We start from the raw sequence: 16,465 nt of genomic DNA on the forward strand, positions 1-16,465 counted from the left end.
GAAATTGCCCGGCACCCGTTTTTGCCTGCGTATTGCGGTCATCTGCTCTTCCTTGGGGCTGTTAATCGGCTGCGCGTGGTTCGCTCAGAAGCAGGCCAATCCTGCCATGATGCCCAGCTCCAAAAGCGGCCCCATGCTCATGTCTGGCAGCAAATCCTTCACGGGTGGGACCACGATCAGCGATGGTGTTTTGCAGACCATCAAGCCGTCCGTGAAGCCATGAGCGCTAGTTCCAAACTCGCACGCCTCGCTGTGCTGGCTGTATCGCTTACGCTTCTGGCAGGCTCCTTCATCCCCGGCGCACATGAACCTCCAGCGGCAGGTTCAGACAAGCCATGAACCTCCCTGCCGTCATCGTCTCCACCGGCCTGAGCCTGCTTTTCCTCGTGTTGCTATTTCGCCCTTTGGAAAAGTTGTTTCCAGCACGGGAGGGGCAGAAGCTTTTCCGCCCGGCGTTCTGGACGGATCTGTGGTTCCTGCTCGGCCAGTACCTGCTGTGGAGCGGGCTGGTGTTCTGGGCGCTGAGCCACTTTCGCGGCTGGCTCGATGGCATCGCACCCACGCACTTTCGGGCCAGTGTCGCGGCGCAGTCGTGGTGGTTGCAGGCCCTTGAGATGATCGTGCTGAGCGACTTCCTCATCTACTGGGCGCATCGGCTTCAGCACGCCGTTCCGTTCTTGTGGCGCTTTCACTCCATTCATCACAGCGCGGAGCATCTGGACTGGCTGGCGGCGCACCGGGAGCATCCGCTGGATACGATTTATACCGTCGGCATCATCAATCTGCCCGCGTTCCTCCTGGGCTTTTCACTGGAGACGCTGGCGGGATTCCTCGCGTTTCGCGGGCTGTGGGCCATCTTCATTCACTCCAACGTGCGGCTGCCCATCGGGCCGCTGGGCATGATCATTGGCGCTCCGGCGTTGCACCACTGGCATCACGACAAGGCACGCGATGCGGGCAACTACGCAAACATTTCGCCGCTGATGGACATCCTCTTTGGCACTTACCGCTGTCCTGATCACGAGCCGGAGGCATTCGGCATTCACGAGCCGATTTCAAAACACTACCTTGGGCAGCTCTGGCATCCGTTTCGCCGCCGGAAGCGAGATGCAGCATGATTCCCGCCCGGGGCATGGAGTTTCCTGCCCAGCCCCGACGATCTGTGCCACAAACGGCAAGATCACCCCTTCCCCGACGTACATGCCGCTGAAACTGACCCTAAACTTCAACCTGTAGCACACCATGTTCCGCATCCCAGGCGTTCCCGGCAAAGACCTTTGCGACAAAAATCTCGGCTTCTCGCGCCGTGACATCCTGCGCGTTGGCGGTGGCTCGATGATGGGCCTCACACTCAACAACGTGCTGCGTGGTCAGGCCATGGCGGCGAACTCTCCGAACGCAGGCCGTGCGGGCTGGGGCAAGGCCAAGCATGTGCTCATGGTTTATCTTCAGGGCGGCCCATCGCACCTCGACTTGTGGGACCCGAAGGAAAACGTGCCGGACAATGTGCGCAGCGCTTTCAAGACGATCCCGACGAAAGTTCCTGGCAAGCACTTCACCGAGATCCTCCCGGGCCTCGCGAAGGTGAACGACAAGTTCACCATGATCAATTCGATGAGCTACACGCCGAATGGTCTCTTCAACCACACGGCGGCGATCTACCAGATCATGACCGGTTATACGACCGACAAGGTCAGTCCTTCCGGCCAGCTTGAGCCGCCAAATGCGAAGGACTTCCCGAACTTCGGCAGCAACATCGTGCGCCTCAAGCCGCTGGATGAACCCATGCTCCCCTTCGTGCAGTTGCCGCGTCCGTTGCAGGAATCCAACGTCGTCGGCAAAGGCGGCGGTGCGGGTTTCCTCGGCAAGGCCTACGAGCCCTACACACTCTTCCCCGATGGCGATGACCTCGACATGGGCAAGATGGACCGCATCAAGATCGACGATCTCCAACTGCGCCCAGACCTCTTCAGCGTGCGCCTTGAGCGCCGTGCCAAGCTGCGTGATGCCATCAATGATCAGATGCCTCAAATCGAAGCTGCGGTGAAGGACATGAGCTTGGACAGCTACTACAGCCAGGCCTTGAACCTCATCTCCAGCGGCCGTGCGCGCGATGCCTTCGCCCTCGACCGTGAGCCTGAAAAACTGCGCGACCGCTATGGCCGCAACACCTTTGGACAAAGCTGCCTTCTCGCCCGCCGCCTGCTCGAAGCTGGCACGCGTGTCGTCGAAGTCATCTGGCCCAAGGTCGCGAACTCCGACAATCATTCCTGGGACCACCACGCAGGACTCACCGAGCGCATGAAGAATAAATCCGGCCCCATGCTGGACCAGGGACTCAGCGCCTTGTTTGATGATCTGGATGCCAGCGGCCTGCTCGACGAAACGATCGTCGTCGCCCTCGGTGAATTCGGTCGCAGCCCGGAAAAAGGGGTGTCAACCAGCGGCAACAACAACACCGCCGACGGCCGTGACCACTGGCCTTACTGTTATACCGCCATCGTCGGTGGTGCGGGCATTAAGCGCGGCTACGTCCACGGCAAATCGGACGCCACGGGCTCCGCCCCTGCCGAAGACGCCGTGCATCCGACCGAACTCCTCGCCACTATCTACCACGCCGTCGGCATCGATCCCGAGACGATTGTTTACAATCACCTCAATCAGCCGCGCGAACTGGTGAAGGCCAAGCCGGTGACGAAGCTGTTTGCTTGATATCTATTTAACCAAAGAGGCAGGGCGAAAGTCCTGCCTCTTTTTGTTATTCTGACTTCTGCGGCACCTTGGCCAGCAAGCGTGTGTCGTATCCCTGCCTCGCAAGCCGCTCCAGAATGCCGCGATACGTTGATTCATCGAGCACGGGTTTGCGGCTGAGCACCCAGGCCAGTTTGCGATTGGGATAGCCAATCACGCTCCACTGGTAGTCTGTATCGAGGTCGATGATGAGATATGGCACCCGCAGCGGCCAGACGAACTGCACCCGCCACTCGGCGTTGGTGGCCTTGTTGTGAACCCAGGCCACCCCTTTCCACTGCTCCAGCGGAGCATCGAGGCTGCCGCGCCGGAACAAGAAGATATTGTCCATCTTGCCATCCGCGCGCAGTGCGTAGCGGTCCAGTGTACCCACTTTGCCCTTTTCCAGAGAATACGGGATGTTCGCAAAGACGAACCAGTCGCCTACATAGCGCTTCAGATCGACCTGAGGAACAGTTTGAAGTGGAGCGGGTTTCATGGAGGAGCACGAGTTGAGGCTGAGCAGCGAAAGCAGCAGGAAGCCGAGGCTCAAAAATCGATGGTGCATGAATGATGAACGAATCCGAGCGGCGCCTGGGTGCTAATTCAAGCGTATCATCTCGGCATGTCTGCCACACCCACGCTCGAATCCCGTCTCGCCTACCGTGATCGCCCAACGCGCGCGCATGTGATGCACCAGCGCTGGGAGAGCCTGCTCTTCCTGCACTGGCGCTGGGATGCGGCGGAGATTCAGCACACACTGCCGCCCGGCTTGTTTGTGGACACGTTTCAAGGGGATGCGTGGCTCGCCATCGTGCCGTTTTACATGCGTGGCATCCGCCCGCGTTTTTTCCCATCAGTGCCGGGTATCAGCGACTTTCTTGAGCTCAACGTTCGCACTTACGTGCACGATGAGCAGGGCCGGCCCGGCGTGTGGTTTTACTCGCTGGATTGCAATCAGCGGCTCGCAGTCTGGACGGCACGCACCTTCTTCCACCTTCCCTATCAGAATGCACGAGTGAGCGCACAGGTGAACGAGGGGTGCATCGACTACTACTGTCAGCGAAGTGGTGAACAGGCGGAGTCACACTTTCGCTATCGCCTCGCCGCAGAATCGCAGGCCGCAGAGCCCGGTTCGCTCGCCTTTTTCCTCGCCGAGCGCTACCTGCTCTTCTCCCAGACGCCACGCGGCATCCGATGTGGGCAGGTGCACCACACGCCATACCCGCTCGCAGAGGCAAGTGTGGAGGCATGGGATGTGAATCCGCTGCTGCAGGCCGGATTCGCGGACCCACAGCGGCCACCGGATCACATCATTGGATCCTCAGGGGTGGACGTGGCTGTTTACCCGCTCACCGCATAAACACAGAGATGCCTTCATCAACCAGAGGCTTGGCAGCGCGCAGTTTCTTATCAGTGGAGGAGAGCTGCTTGTCACCGCTGAGGTACGCTGGAGTGTTTTCCGTGGAAGGGCTGAAGCGAATGCTCACCTTGCCATCCAGTTTACCGCCTTCAAAGTTTGCATAGCCACCGTAGTCCCAGTCAAACCCAGCGATCTTGAAGGGTTTGCCGTTGATCTTCTCGACCGCCTCGACGGTCATCCCGGACTTAAGACCATTCTCAAATTTCCAAGCTTTGCCCATGACGCGGATGTCGAACACGACCTGCTTCTTGTCGTTGTCCGGATCCCAGACGATTTCCAGTTCGCGATCCGTATCGGCAAAGAGCTTCGCGCCATCAATTTCCTCGCCCTCTGCGCCGGGAATTTTCTGCTGCTTGAGATTTCCCTTGCCGTAGGCGCGCTCAATGTCTGTGGCGGTCATGCCCGGCTTGATCAATCCCACGCGCTTGCCGAGAACGACAGTGTTATCCTTCGGATCAAATTCATCGGCATGAAGAAAAGCAGTGAACAGCAGCAGACAGGCGAGGATTCGGCTCATGCTGGGAATACGTCGACAACTGGGTCTCAAATCAAGCCGTTATTTGATCGTTGTGGGATTATCCCGACGGCGTGATTCCCAGCGCTGGTGCAGACGGATCCCTGCATAGATCAGCTTGGCCCAGGGAGAAATCCAGGAGGCCTCGTAATGATGAATGGCGTAGGAGCCGAGTTCAGCGGCCAGCCTGCGACGGTTCTCAATGAGGCGCTCCGTCGGCGCGGCCGGGAAAAACAGCTCGTGCGAATGAATGGTGATGTCCCCACTGCTTTTTTGCAGGGCCACGAGGGCTTGATCACACAGCGCCATGCCATTTCTAATCACGTAAGCGGAATAATCTTCAGGCCACCGCCTGGGGCGAAATTCAGAGGCCATCAGTCGCATGATCTGCAACCAAACCGGGTGTCCGGCGGGCGAGGCCAGCAAAGCGCTGCAAATAAAATCCACTCCCCGCATCCGCTGTCCGATACCGTTGATCTCCCGCCCGGCCATGATGGATGATCCTTGCAGCAGTGGATCGAGCGGGCGCAGCACCTCAAAGTCCATGTCCGCATAGATGCCGCCCTGGCTGTGCATGTAAACCACGCGAATGAAGTCCATCTTGAGCGGCGCAGGCAGACGTCCGTAGAATTCCGCAAATTCGGGATACTGTTCACGAACCAGCCGGTGATTGTCTTCATGCGTCCACAACTGGTATTTCCATCCGGGGTGATGCTTGCGCCATGAATGCTGAAACTCGCGCAGGTAGAGTGGTATCTCGGGTGTGTTCCAAGTTTGGTGAATGACACGCGGGATCATTGGGATCTACTGTTTAAATACTGTGATTTAAGACTACGACCGGTCGCATCTTTGCGCCAGACAGCTCTCACTCGAATCCACTGCCGGACCGCCGTCTGCGCTGCCAGAGCTGCTTGAGGGTTTCGACCCCATTGATCAACCGGATATGCCATCCCACCCAGGTATTGGCATAATGATGAATGGCATACGAGTTCAGCTTTCCGGCCAGTTCCCGACGCTCGTCCTTAAACCGCATCGATGGCGGAGCCGGGTAAAAAAGAACATGCGAATGGATGGTGATGTCGTCGTGATCGCGTGCGTAGGCCACCACCCGTTCGTCGAAGATCTGGATGGTCATACGGATGACGTGAAACGCATGCGGTTCGAAACGTTGCCGCTGACGGAACCGGTCAGACATTGCCTGCATGATATCCAGCAACAACGGATGCCCGGCTGGCGATGCAAGGAACGCATTGACGATGAATGGACGTCCGCACATAGGGATGCCGATGCCTCCATTTTCACGACCCACCGCGATGCGACCGTCCGAAACCAGAGAGTCCAGAGGACGCAGCGCCTCGAAATCCATATCCGCGTAGATGCCGCCGAACCTGTGCATGTAAGCGAGGCGGATAAAATCTATCTTGATGATTGTCGGCGTGAATCGGTGAAAGCTCTCCTCAAACTGCGGGTAGTGCTCACGGATCAGACGCTCATTGTCCTCATCCGTCCAGAGCCGGTATTCCCAGCCGGGATGGTGCTTGAGCCAGGATTCCTGAAATTCGCGCATGGATGCTGGCACGTCTTTCGTCTTCCAGGACTGATGGATGATGCGTGGAATCATGGCGTGAGAACAGGCTGCATCCGGCTCTCCAACCATTCCAATAAGAGAGTTACGGGAGGACGTTCAAGAAATCGATGGCGGCATTCCGTAGCAGCAGAACGGACAGTCTCTTCCATCAGACAGCGGCGCAAAAGCGGGAGGGTGCGTGCGGAAGAAAACGAGGCCAGGGGCAGGGCGAATCCAGCGCCGTTTTTTTCGACTCGTTCCGCAGTGTCCGGCTGGTCAAAAACGGAGTATGCGACGATCTGCGGTACTCCTGCGGCAAAAAACTGGGCTGCGGCACCGACGCCTCCTGCATGGATTGCGACATCCATGTGTTTGAGCAATCTCGAGTAAGGAGCATAGGCGGCCACATGGACCGAAGGAGGCAAAGACGGGGGTAGATGCGCATGATCACCGCCGATGAACACGGCCTTACAATCGAGCTGCAAGGTACACTCCAGGGCCGCCCTGAAAAACTCTGCTGCATGCTGCGATCCACCGCCGGCACTGCCGAGTGTAAAAAGCAACTTTTTGCCGGGTGCCTCCAGGAAAGCGCGAAAATCTGCGGACAAGGGAGACTCCTCAGCCAGATCTTCGAGAGGAAAGTCCCACTGGAAGGTGTTGGAAGGCCAGTCAGGCTGGGGTTTGCCAAACCAAGATGGGAACAGTGCCAGCACTCCGTCGGGTGAGTGGTACCAGTCCTGCCGCAGGCTGTGCGGAGGTCTCACACCGAGATCCATGCAACATTGCCTGAGCACCGGCATCGGCTGAAAGTCGCCAGATGCCGCCGTGAGGATCAGTTTTCGCAAAAAGACCGGGAGCTTTCTCATCACCCACACCCAGGGCAGTCCGGCAGGCAGCTCGTAGGCGCTGATGAATGAAGAAGGCTGGATGTTGATAGAAACAAACGGAATGCCATGCTTCTCCCGCAGCAGACGGGCCGCGAGGGATATCATCGGACCGAGCACGAGATCAGGCCTGCCACGTGGTGCCACATCCTCGGCATAGGCATCCATGCAGGCAGCGGTGCACCGGTCTGCATAGGCATGTCCTTGCCGCATGGACTGTTCCTTGGACCACAGTGCGGCCTCCTGTGCCATCCGCTGAAACTCTCCGCCGTCCTTGACGGAAACAAAATCGATCCCTGCACGCGTCGCAGCATCGCGAAACATGTCCACCCAAAGCATGATCACTTCATGACCCCGCTGTTTCAGCTGGCGCCCCAGCCAGATTAAGGGCAGCACGTCTCCAGCCGTACCGTGGGGCATGAGAAGAATGCGCCTGCTCATGAGCATGAAGAACTGGCGGGCCGCGTGCGGTGCTCAAGCCATTCCATGAGTGCGCCGACTGGCGGACGATTTTCCCTGAGCCGCTTCGTGCAAGCGTCAGCATTTTGACGCATGGCGGGGTCCTCCAGACATTTCCGCAGGAGAGGCAGTGCACGTCTGACGTCGAACTTTCGCACGTCCAGCCCCACTCCTGCGCCCATTCCCTCCAGGCGTTCCGCGTTGTCGGGCTGGTCGAAACCCATGAAGACGATGAACTGCGGCACACCCGCCTTGAAGCCCTGGGAGACACTGCCGATCCCGCCATGATGCACGAAGACGCTGGCGTGCTTGAGCAAAGTGCTGAAGGGCGCATACTTCACAGCAAGCACAGTCTCGGGCAAACAGTCGGGCACCTGCCCCAGTTCACGCGTCACAAAGACGGCGCGGCAGCCGAGGCGTGAGCAGAGCTCCAGCGCGGTTTCGAAGAAGGCACGGGCATGCAGGTTGCCGGTACCGGGCGTGAAGACCAACGGCTTTTCTCCTGCTGCGAGAAAGGCGACGAGTTCCGGCGACATGGATCTTTCTTCCGCGAGATCCTCCAGCGGGAAGTCCCATTGCAGAGTGTTCGCTGGCCAGTCGGGCTGTGCTTTTCCATACCATCCGGGAAACAGAGCCAGTACGCCATCGGGGGAAAGCCACCAGTGGCGCTGAAGATTGCGGGGTGGGGGCACGCCATGTTCCTGGCAGTTCCGCCGCACATGCGGCATGGCAAATCGGTCATACGGCATCACCAAAGACAGGATGATTTTGCGCACAAATACCGGCAGCTTTCTCATCAGCCCCGCGCAAAGCATGCCGCTGCAAATCTCATGTGCGCTGATGAAAGCGGGGGGGTAAAGCACCACCGAAATCAGCGGCACCCCATGCTTTTCACGCAAAAGCCGCGCAGCAAAATTGATGTGTGGTGCCACAAGAAGAGCGGGCATCCCATCGTGCTCCACAGAGGCCTTGAATGCCTTGAGGTAGTCTCCCATGCACTCCCCAGCGAAGGCAAAACCTTCCTGCAGTCCCTTGTGAGGCAGCCACAAGTCGGGATTCAGAAGAAGCTTTTCAAATCCAGCACCGGGCATCGGCACATAATGAATGCCCGCCCTTTCGGCGGCTGGCAGGAAGGACTCCACCCAGATCATCGTGACGCTGTGACCTCGCTGGATCAGCTGCCGGCCAAGCCAGATGTAAGGCAGCACATCACCCGCAGTACCGTGGGGAAGAAGGAGAATTTTGCTCATGAAGTCTTTTCGCTTTTTCCGCTGGGCATTATTTTTTGCTCAAGCCATGAGAGCAATGTTTCCGTGTCTCTGACCGGGCCGCTTGGCACCGTCATCATCTGCGCCTTTTGCCGCATGTGCTGGTCCGACAGACAGCGCTGCAGCAATGGCAGCGCACGCTCGACTGAAAAGCGGCTCACAGGAATGCTCAAGCCCACTCCGAGGCGCTCCACGCGTTCCGCGTTGTCATGCTGGTCCAGCGCCATATGCACCACGAGTTGCGTCACTCCTGCCCCCAGACTTTGCGCGATGGTACCGATACCCCCGTGATGCACAAACACACTCGCGTGCGGCAGCACCGCGCTGAACGGGGCGTAGGCAGCCGCAAAAACGCCGGGGGGAAGATCCGCAGGCAACTGCGTCGTTTGAGAAGTTAAAAACACAGCGCGGCACCCGAGTTTTTCCGTCAGCGCCAGCGCGGTTTCAAAGAACTGACTGGCATGGTGATGCCCGGTGCCCGGCGTGAAGACCACGGGTGCTGTGCCGACCTCCAAAAATGCTTTCAGCTCCGGGTCCAGCGGGCGCTCTGCAGCCATGTCTTCCATCGGAAAATTCCATTGCAGCAGATTGTGCGGCCAGTCCGGTTGCGGTTGCGCAAACCACGCAGGGAACAAAGCCAGCACTCCATCGGGAGAGTGCCACCACTGCCTCCACAAGCTCCACGGCTTGGTAACGCCATTTTTGGCGCAACTCCGCCACACTGAGAACAAGGCGAAAAAATCGAGCGGGTTAGGGAACGCCAGCACAGCCTTGCGTACCCACAAGGGCAGCCTTCTCAGCCAGCGCACCGCAGGAATCACCAGCGGCACGTCATGCGCGCCGACAAACATCATCGGATAGAGATGTACGCTGACCAGTGGGATGCCGCGCTTTTCCTGCATCAGCCTTGCGCCAAAGCAGATCATGGGAGCCAGCATCAGGTCCGGCATGCCCTCCCTGGCAATGAGCGTCTCAATCGCATCCACATAGTCGTCCGTGGCGCGCCCAGCGTGCTGGTAAGCCACTTTGGAGCCATGCCCTGTCCGCCATAGCTGCGGATCGCTCAGCATCTGCTCCACGGCATCATTACCGACCGCTGCAAAATTCAGTCCTGCGCTAACAGCGTGCTTTTCGTGAATGCGTGAAGTGATCATCGTCACACGGTGCCCTCTCCGCATCAGCAGCCTGCCCAGCCAGATGAATGGGAAAATGCTGCCTGAAGTGCCAAACGGCAGCAGCAGGACGTGGCTCATGAGATGGGGTGGCAGGACTTCATTCGTGACTCGATCCAGGCAAGCAGCACTTCGGGAGAAGGCATCTGGCGCAATTTCGCCGCACAGTCTAGCGCAGCCTGACGAATTGCCATGTCCTCCAGAAGTTGTTTCAGCTCATGCGTCACACGCTCCGGCGTGAACTGCCGCACACTTAGACCCGCACCTGCGCCCATGCGTTCCAACCGGTCTGCGTTGTCGGGTTGATCGTGAGCCATCGCCATGATGAGTTGCGGCACACCGGCGGCAAAGCCCTGCGACATTGTACCAACGCCACCATGATGCACAAAAACAGCCGCGTGCTTCAGCAGCGTACTGAACGGCGCGTAATCGACGGTCAGAACGCTACCCGGCAAATTCGGTGGCACCTGTTTGGGCTCACGCGTGACAAAGACCGCGCGGCAGCCGATGCGCTTCACAGCTTCGGCAGCGACTTCAAAAAATCGCGCAGCCTGCACATTTGCACTGCCAGGGGTGAAGACGATCGGGCGCTCGTCACTCGCAAGAAACGCCTGCAGTTCCGGCTGAAGAGCCTGCTCAGTCGCGAGATCTTCCAGCGGAAAAGTCCATTGCAACAGGTTCGTCGGCCAGTCTGGCTGCGGCTGCGCAAACCATGCGGGAAAAAGCGCCAGTACACCGTCCGGCGAGTCCCACCACTCACGCCACAGGCTGCGCGGTGGTTTGACCCCATTCGCCTCACAAATGCGGCGTACTTTGGGCAGCGCGAAGAGATCGACAGGGTTTGGCAGTCTAAGGATCAGTTTTTTAAACCAGACTGGCAGCTTGTTGAAGAGGCGCATGGCCGGATGCAGCAGCGGAGTTTCATGCACACTCAGAAAAACTGCCGGCTGCAGATGCACGGTGATGAGCGGGATGCCGTGTTTTTCGCGGGCAAGACGTCCGGCGAATGCGGTGACGGGAGCCAGCATCAGATCGACCTTTCCACAGCTTTCGATAGCCGCGAGATAGGGCTCCACGGATTTGGCGGCAAACTCAAACACGACCTTGGTGCCGATGCCCGACTTCCAGATGCGTGGATCGCGGATCATTGCCTCGAACTCGTCCCTATCTCCGAGAGAAATGAATTCGATGCCGGCTTTGCGTGCATGCTCTTCAAAAATACATGCCGTGATCATCCTCACTCGATGTCCGCGTGCCATGAGCTGCCGTCCCAGCCAGATGAAGGGAAATACATCGCCGGCACTGCCGAATGGAAGGAGAAGAATTTCAGCCATGGTTGCCTTGAGACCAGCGTTTGAGCAACGCAGGCAATGCTGCGGGACGTGACATCGTCACATAAATTCCTCCGACCACCGCGCAGGCTCCGCAGAACCAGAAGATGTCTCCCGGAGTCCATCCCAGGCGGGTGTTCAGCTCCTTCTGCAGCACCGCAGCGGCGCTGATGCCCACCCATGACAACCATGAGGCCGCGCCCTGAACCGAGCCTTTGCGATCTGCTGGCGGCCTATGCTGCAGCACCGCAGCCAGCGGCACAATGAACATGCCACCGCCGATGCCCAGCAGTGTAAGGCAGATGGTAAATACCGATCTGGAGATGTCAGCCAGCCCAAGTGCGAAGCCCATCGCGGCCATGAGAAAAGCACCAAGCGGGATGAGGCCATACTCCACATGATCCCCGCTCAATTTACCCGCCAGCAAACTGCCTGCCGCCATGCCGATGGCGAGCGCGACCTGCAAGGCGCTGTTTTCCATCGGCTTGATGTGCAGCACCTGCTCCGCATAGAGCACGAGGTTCATCTGGATGAGCACGGCGATGAAGAAGAAACCCGTATTGCCGAGATTCGCCCGCCACAGGTCGCGGTCCGTACGCATCCATTTAAACTCACGCCACAAGTCGCCAAGGAAGTTGAGGCGCAACGGTTTGTCCGGGCTCGCGGCAGGCACACGCGTGATGCCAAGGCTCATCAGCCAGCCGACCATTGCCAAAGCCAGCAGAATGCCGCCAGCCCAGCCCGGCCTGCCCGCAAAGCTTTCCGCCAGCCAGGCGGCGGCAAGCGTGCCAAAGATCGCCGCCAGGAAGGTGAGCATCTCGATCACGCCATTAGCCCATGAGAGCTTGGCGGCAGGCACCAACTCCGGCAGTGAACCATACTTCGACGCGGCAAAGAATGCGCTGTGCACTCCCATGAGACAGATGCTCGCGAGTTGCAGTCCCATCTTGCCAGAAGCGAGCGCATAAGTGGCGAAGATCATGATGCCGATCTCCATCGTCTTCACGCCGATCATCACCCGCCGTTTGCTGAAGCGATCCGCCATCCAGCCGCCGAACATCGACAGCAGCAGGAATGGAATGGCAAAGTACATCCCCGAATCTGACACCAGCGCTTGGAGCTGATCCTCAGGCAACTTCTGGGCGATCACCAGATAGATGACCAGCCATTTCAGCACGTTGTCAGAAAACGCCCCCTGAAACTGCGTCACCATCAGGCTCCAGAAGCCGCGCTGCCAGCCAGATGCCAGGGTCGGAGAGGAAGAGTCATTCATGCGCGTTTGGCGGCGGCTTGTTCAGGCGTAGGGCAGAGTTTCTTCAGCACAAAGTGTGTCGGCACAAAGACCACGAAGATGAGCAGCGCAAGCCAGGTGACGAGATAAAGTTCCGGACTCATCCAAGTCTGCGGCTGAGCATCGTCCATGCCGAAAACGTAGTTCACATTGCGTGGCAGGTTGGGATCGGAAAGGCTGGCACCAGCCTGCGGCAGTAAAAAGTACGCCACGAGACACAGACACGTAGCCAGAACTGTCCAGCCTTTGAGGGCGCGTTTATCGTAGCCCACCCGCAATACGAGAAAGAGCAGCAGGAACGGCAACCAGCCGTGGAAGAGCGAAAGACCACGGAGGAACAGCGGTTTGGTGCCATCAAACATGTAGGCCGTCATGCCGGTCATTCTGAAACCACATAGCTGCACAATGTAATCCACGCACCACAAGGCCTGCGGCAGGAGGATTCCCACGGCTGGAAGCGAGAACAGCAGCGGGCTTTCCCGCCATATGCCGACCAGTGCTAGCAGCAGGGCGATGTCGCAGAAGTAGAGGAAGTTCGTCGGACCGTAGTGATACCAGTAAACAGGAATCAAAACCGCCATGAAGACGGTGTAGGCGAGCTTGAGCCACAGTGGGATGAGCTTGGCGGGGTGAGTGCTGGTTTTCATGCAAGGCGAGCTTCCAACCATCGGTTCAGCCTGACCAATCGACCGTCTGTGAGCTTGCATTGAGAAAATGCATGAGCAGCCCCACCATCCGCACATGGGCTACTGGGCAGCCAGACACACCATATCTCCAGCGGCATTGCGCACGAAGATATGGCCGTTCGCCAGCACGGGCGCCGTCCAGCAGCGGCCGGTGAGCACAGGGGTGCGGGAAATCGGTTCGAACTTGGTCGGATTTGCCTTCGCGATGATGAGTTCACCCTTGGCCGTCATGATGATGAGCTTGCCATCGGCAGCCATGAGGGAGCAGAAACCGACATCGGCGGCGCTCCATTTCTCAGTACCAGTGGCGAAGTCGATGCACTTCAGACTTGCGGCTTTGCCCTCATCGCCATCGCTGCCGTAGAGATGGCCGTCGATCAGCACGCTGGAGTTGAACTGATTTTTCATCACGCGGCTGCGCCAGATCTCTTTGGGTTCGGCGGAAGAGAGATCCAGCAGGGCGCAGCCTTTGTTGTAGCCGGATGAGATGAAAAGCTGCGTGCCGCTGAGGATCGGATCCGCCGCATTTACGCCGTAGCTGGTGGACCAGGTGTACTCCCACAGCACTTTACCGTTCGTGGGATCAATCCCCTTGTACGCACGGCCTGAACTCAGCACGACCTGCGCCTTGCCATTCACCGTGATAGGATACGGCGTGCAGTAGCCGGAGTTCGCTTTGCCGCTGGTCCATACGGTTTTGCCCGTGGCCTTCTCGACCGCTGTGCCAGCTTTGCCGACGTTCACGATGAGGAGCTTGCCCGCGACCAGCGGTGAACCCGCAAAACCCCAGTCCGGGATGTCGGCCTCGGTTTCCTTCTGGATGTTTTTCTGCCAGACGATCTTGCCAGTCGCCGCATCGAAACAAATCAGATCACCCCAGCGGCTCAAATGGTAGGCCTTGCCGTCTTCAATCGTCGGCGTGGCTGAGGTGCCGCCTTCATAGTACTTGTCACCGAGATCGGCAGCGTATTCGTGCTTCCAGACCGGCTTGCCGCTTGCTGTATCTAGGCAGTAGACCGTGTCTTTACCATCCGCATGCCCTGTTGTGTACACGCGGCCGGCTGCCACGGTGAAGGAGGCGAAGCCGATGCCGATCTTCGCCTCCCAGAGCTTTTTCACCGCTGTACCAGCTAGTTTTTCACTCGAAATGCCATCGTGGTTCGTTCCGCGCCAGACCGGCCAGTCGGCGGCAGTAGCTGCACTGGCAAACATGAGAAGAAGAAGCGGGATTTTCATAGGATGGGAATGGAGCGGGAATGGCCTGCACTGGCAAGCCTGATCTATCCTTGTACGACTCTGCTCCTTCCTTGGCTTCATCTGCTGTTTGCACTCGCCGTCCGCCTGTTCATGTGCTTTTTCAACTGCACATGCCAGCCGCCGCCACGATCACCAACATCTCCTGCTATCAATTCGCCGAGCTTTCCGGATTGAAGGATCTGCGCGCGCAACTGCTGGAGCATTGCAAAGGCTGGGGGCTGAAGGGCACGATTTTGCTGAGCACCGAAGGCATCAACATGTTTGTGGCCGGGGTGCGGGAGAATGTGGACGCACTCGTCGCTGAACTGCATGCCATTCCGGGCCTGGCAGGGCTGAAGCCGAAATACAGCGAGAGCGCGGAGCAGCCGTTCCGACGCATGCTGGTGCGCATCAAGCAGGAAATCATCGCCTTCGGGGTCGAAGGAATCGAACCAGCCAAGTACACATCGCCGCGCCTGGAGCCCAAAGTCCTGAAGCAGTGGCTGGACGAAGGCCGCCCCGTCATTCTGTATGACACACGCAACGATTACGAAGTGAAGCTCGGCACCTTCAAAGGCGCTGTCGTCGCGGGTGTCGATTCCTTCCGCGAATTCCCCGAGGCTGTGCGCAAGCTGCCCCCGGAGATGAAAAAGGCCGAAATCGTATCTTTCTGCACCGGCGGCATCCGCTGCGAGAAAGCTACACCATTCATGGAGCGCGAGGGCTTTGAGCACGTGTGGCAGCTTGAGGGCGGCATTTTGAAGTATTTCGAAGAATGCGGCAGCGCGCATTACGACGGTGAATGCTTTGTCTTCGACCAACGCGTCGGCGTCGATCCCGGCCTGCATGAGACCGCTTCTTCACAGTGCTTCGCCTGCCAGACTCCGCTAACGGCGGAGGAGCAGGCAGACCCACGCTACGTGGCGCATGTGTCCTGCCCGTATTGTTTCAAGACGACCGAGGAACAGCAGCGCGAAAAATTGGAGCAGCGCCATGCGGCCCTCCGCCAAGCCGTGACGCCACTGCCGGGCAGTGTGCCCTATGATCAAACACGGCCGTTGAATGTCCCGGAAGCCTGCGATCGCATGACGATTCTGGACTGCCTCTGTCATGTGATGCCGCATATCCCGCGCGAGGAATGGATCGAGGTGTGTGAAGAAGGCCGCATCGTGACGGATGATCAGGTCATCGTCCCTGCGCATCAAATCGTGCGTGCCGGAGAGCGCTACCTGCACCTGAAGCCCGCACAGCGTGAGCCAGACGTGAATGCAGACATTCGCGTGCTGTTTGAAGATGAAGCGATCATCGTACTCAACAAACCCGCGCCGCTCCCGGTTCATGTGGGTGGCAGGTTCAATCGCAACACGCTGCAATTCATCCTCAACGCCGTCTGGCATCCGCTGAAACCGCGCAGCGTTCATCGCCTGGATGCCAACACCACCGGCGTGACCGTGCTGTGCAAGACGCGGCACTTTGCCAGCTTGGTGCAGCCGCAGTTTGAGCGTGGCGAAGTCGAGAAACTCTATCTCGCCCGCGTGAAGGGGCACCCGCCACAGGACGCCTTCGTCTGTGATGCCCCCATCAGTGGCGAAGCCGGCAAGCTGGGAGGACGCACGGTCGATGCCGAAGGACAAGACGCCAAGACAGAATTCCGCGTGCTGCGTCGCGATGCCGATGGCACAGCCCTCCTTGAGGCACGTCCGCTGACCGGAAGGACGAATCAAATCCGCATCCACCTCTGGAGTCTCGGCTTCCCGATTCTTGGCGATGCCGCTTATCTGGCCGACGGCGAAGTCGGGGAGACTCAAACGCTGGCGGTGGGCGATCCTCCGCTCTGCCTGCATGCCCTGCGCATCACCTTCACGCATCCTTTGACGAAGGAACGCGTGACGTTTGCCACGGAG

The 16,465-nt window shown here is 58.7% G+C and carries 16 protein-coding genes; 5 read left to right on the plus strand and 11 right to left on the minus strand.

Annotated features, from left to right (window positions below; genetic code table 11):
* From PSV43_RS21105 to PSV43_RS21115, 3 genes are all read left to right on the plus strand, one after another.
* Window positions 1–223 (plus strand): hypothetical protein (locus tag PSV43_RS21105; RefSeq protein WP_300202304.1); only part of this gene is annotated, 223 nt, incomplete at its 5' end.
* Between the two features lie 112 nt (window positions 224–335).
* Window positions 336–1,118 (plus strand): sterol desaturase family protein, encoded by a 783-nt coding sequence (locus tag PSV43_RS21110; protein WP_300202307.1) that lies wholly within the window; start codon window positions 336–338, stop codon window positions 1,116–1,118.
* A 124-nt stretch (window positions 1,119–1,242) separates the two neighbouring features.
* Window positions 1,243–2,712 (plus strand): DUF1501 domain-containing protein, encoded by a 1,470-nt coding sequence (locus PSV43_RS21115; RefSeq protein ID WP_300202310.1) that lies wholly within the window; start codon window positions 1,243–1,245, stop codon window positions 2,710–2,712.
* Window positions 2,713–2,758: 46 nt separating this feature from the next.
* On the opposite strand, the gene PSV43_RS21120 is transcribed toward PSV43_RS21115, so the two are convergent.
* Window positions 2,759–3,229, minus strand: coding sequence for a lipocalin family protein (locus PSV43_RS21120; RefSeq protein WP_300202313.1), 471 nt, complete (start codon window positions 3,227–3,229; stop codon window positions 2,759–2,761).
* 126 nt (window positions 3,230–3,355) lie between these two features.
* Between PSV43_RS21120 and PSV43_RS21125 the strand changes: the two genes are divergently transcribed.
* Window positions 3,356–4,093: a DUF2071 domain-containing protein gene (locus PSV43_RS21125; RefSeq protein ID WP_300202315.1), complete on the plus strand. Its 738-nt coding sequence runs from the start codon at window positions 3,356–3,358 to the stop codon at window positions 4,091–4,093.
* Here PSV43_RS21125 and PSV43_RS21130 read toward each other — a convergent pair.
* The 10 genes from PSV43_RS21130 to PSV43_RS21175 all read right to left on the minus strand — a co-directional run bounded on the left by PSV43_RS21130 (window position 4,083) and on the right by PSV43_RS21175 (window position 14,561).
* Window positions 4,083–4,670 carry a hypothetical protein gene (locus PSV43_RS21130; RefSeq protein WP_300202318.1) on the minus strand — a complete coding sequence of 196 codons (588 nt, stop codon included), beginning with the start codon at window positions 4,668–4,670 and terminating at the stop codon, window positions 4,083–4,085. The genes PSV43_RS21125 and PSV43_RS21130 overlap by 11 nt on opposite strands.
* A gap of 39 nt (window positions 4,671–4,709) precedes the next feature.
* Complete coding sequence (locus PSV43_RS21135; protein WP_300202321.1) at window positions 4,710–5,465, minus strand: glycosyltransferase; 756 nt, start codon at window positions 5,463–5,465, stop codon at window positions 4,710–4,712.
* Between the two features lie 67 nt (window positions 5,466–5,532).
* Window positions 5,533–6,288, minus strand: coding sequence for a glycosyltransferase (locus tag PSV43_RS21140; RefSeq protein WP_300202324.1), 756 nt, complete (start codon window positions 6,286–6,288; stop codon window positions 5,533–5,535).
* Complete coding sequence (locus tag PSV43_RS21145; RefSeq protein ID WP_300202327.1) at window positions 6,285–7,538, minus strand: nucleotide disphospho-sugar-binding domain-containing protein; 1,254 nt, start codon at window positions 7,536–7,538, stop codon at window positions 6,285–6,287. The genes PSV43_RS21140 and PSV43_RS21145 overlap by 4 nt, the downstream gene beginning before the upstream one ends.
* A 17-nt stretch (window positions 7,539–7,555) precedes the next feature.
* The gene (locus PSV43_RS21150; RefSeq protein WP_300202330.1) at window positions 7,556–8,827 is read right to left on the minus strand and encodes a nucleotide disphospho-sugar-binding domain-containing protein; all 1,272 of its coding nucleotides are present in this window, start codon (window positions 8,825–8,827) and stop codon (window positions 7,556–7,558) included.
* Window positions 8,824–10,098, minus strand: coding sequence for a nucleotide disphospho-sugar-binding domain-containing protein (locus tag PSV43_RS21155; RefSeq protein ID WP_300202333.1), 1,275 nt, complete (start codon window positions 10,096–10,098; stop codon window positions 8,824–8,826). The genes PSV43_RS21150 and PSV43_RS21155 overlap by 4 nt, the downstream gene beginning before the upstream one ends.
* The gene (locus PSV43_RS21160) at window positions 10,095–11,351 is read right to left on the minus strand and encodes a glycosyltransferase (protein ID WP_300202336.1); all 1,257 of its coding nucleotides are present in this window, start codon (window positions 11,349–11,351) and stop codon (window positions 10,095–10,097) included. The genes PSV43_RS21155 and PSV43_RS21160 overlap by 4 nt, the downstream gene beginning before the upstream one ends.
* Entirely contained in the window at window positions 11,344–12,621 is a 1,278-nt protein-coding gene (locus PSV43_RS21165) for an MFS transporter (RefSeq protein WP_300202339.1), read from the minus strand. Before PSV43_RS21165 ends, PSV43_RS21160 begins: the two co-directional genes overlap by 8 nt.
* Window positions 12,618–13,286 carry a hypothetical protein gene (locus tag PSV43_RS21170; protein ID WP_300202342.1) on the minus strand — a complete coding sequence of 223 codons (669 nt, stop codon included), beginning with the start codon at window positions 13,284–13,286 and terminating at the stop codon, window positions 12,618–12,620. The genes PSV43_RS21165 and PSV43_RS21170 overlap by 4 nt, the downstream gene beginning before the upstream one ends.
* A gap of 99 nt (window positions 13,287–13,385) precedes the next feature.
* Window positions 13,386–14,561 carry a PQQ-binding-like beta-propeller repeat protein gene (locus PSV43_RS21175; protein WP_300202345.1) on the minus strand — a complete coding sequence of 392 codons (1,176 nt, stop codon included), beginning with the start codon at window positions 14,559–14,561 and terminating at the stop codon, window positions 13,386–13,388.
* A gap of 131 nt (window positions 14,562–14,692) precedes the next feature.
* Between PSV43_RS21175 and PSV43_RS21180 the strand changes: the two genes are divergently transcribed.
* Window positions 14,693–16,465 (plus strand): sulfurtransferase (locus PSV43_RS21180; RefSeq protein ID WP_300202347.1); only part of this gene is annotated, 1,773 nt, incomplete at its 3' end.

It is taken from the genome of Prosthecobacter sp. (assembly GCF_029946185.1).
GTDB lineage: Bacteria > Verrucomicrobiota > Verrucomicrobiia > Verrucomicrobiales > Verrucomicrobiaceae > Prosthecobacter.

What these genes read in the sequence shown, in the direction of transcription:
- PSV43_RS21110 (WP_300202307.1), top strand. Translation starts at nt 336, where the DNA reads ATGAACCTCCCTGCCGTCATCGTCTCCACCGGCCTGAGCCTGCTTTTC.
- PSV43_RS21115 (WP_300202310.1), top strand. Translation starts at nt 1,243, where the DNA reads ATGTTCCGCATCCCAGGCGTTCCCGGCAAAGACCTTTGCGACAAAAAT.
- PSV43_RS21120 (WP_300202313.1), bottom strand. Translation starts at nt 3,229, where the DNA reads ATGAAACCCGCTCCACTTCAAACTGTTCCTCAGGTCGATCTGAAGCGC.
- PSV43_RS21125 (WP_300202315.1), top strand. Translation starts at nt 3,356, where the DNA reads ATGTCTGCCACACCCACGCTCGAATCCCGTCTCGCCTACCGTGATCGC.
- PSV43_RS21130 (WP_300202318.1), bottom strand. Translation starts at nt 4,670, where the DNA reads ATGAGCCGAATCCTCGCCTGTCTGCTGCTGTTCACTGCTTTTCTTCAT.
- PSV43_RS21135 (WP_300202321.1), bottom strand. Translation starts at nt 5,465, where the DNA reads ATGATCCCGCGTGTCATTCACCAAACTTGGAACACACCCGAGATACCA.
- PSV43_RS21140 (WP_300202324.1), bottom strand. Translation starts at nt 6,288, where the DNA reads ATGATTCCACGCATCATCCATCAGTCCTGGAAGACGAAAGACGTGCCA.
- PSV43_RS21145 (WP_300202327.1), bottom strand. Translation starts at nt 7,538, where the DNA reads ATGCCCCACGGTACGGCTGGAGACGTGCTGCCCTTAATCTGGCTGGGG.
- PSV43_RS21150 (WP_300202330.1), bottom strand. Translation starts at nt 8,827, where the DNA reads ATGAGCAAAATTCTCCTTCTTCCCCACGGTACTGCGGGTGATGTGCTG.
- PSV43_RS21155 (WP_300202333.1), bottom strand. Translation starts at nt 10,098, where the DNA reads ATGAGCCACGTCCTGCTGCTGCCGTTTGGCACTTCAGGCAGCATTTTC.
- PSV43_RS21160 (WP_300202336.1), bottom strand. Translation starts at nt 11,351, where the DNA reads ATGGCTGAAATTCTTCTCCTTCCATTCGGCAGTGCCGGCGATGTATTT.
- PSV43_RS21165 (WP_300202339.1), bottom strand. Translation starts at nt 12,621, where the DNA reads ATGAATGACTCTTCCTCTCCGACCCTGGCATCTGGCTGGCAGCGCGGC.
- PSV43_RS21170 (WP_300202342.1), bottom strand. Translation starts at nt 13,286, where the DNA reads ATGAAAACCAGCACTCACCCCGCCAAGCTCATCCCACTGTGGCTCAAG.
- PSV43_RS21175 (WP_300202345.1), bottom strand. Translation starts at nt 14,561, where the DNA reads ATGAAAATCCCGCTTCTTCTTCTCATGTTTGCCAGTGCAGCTACTGCC.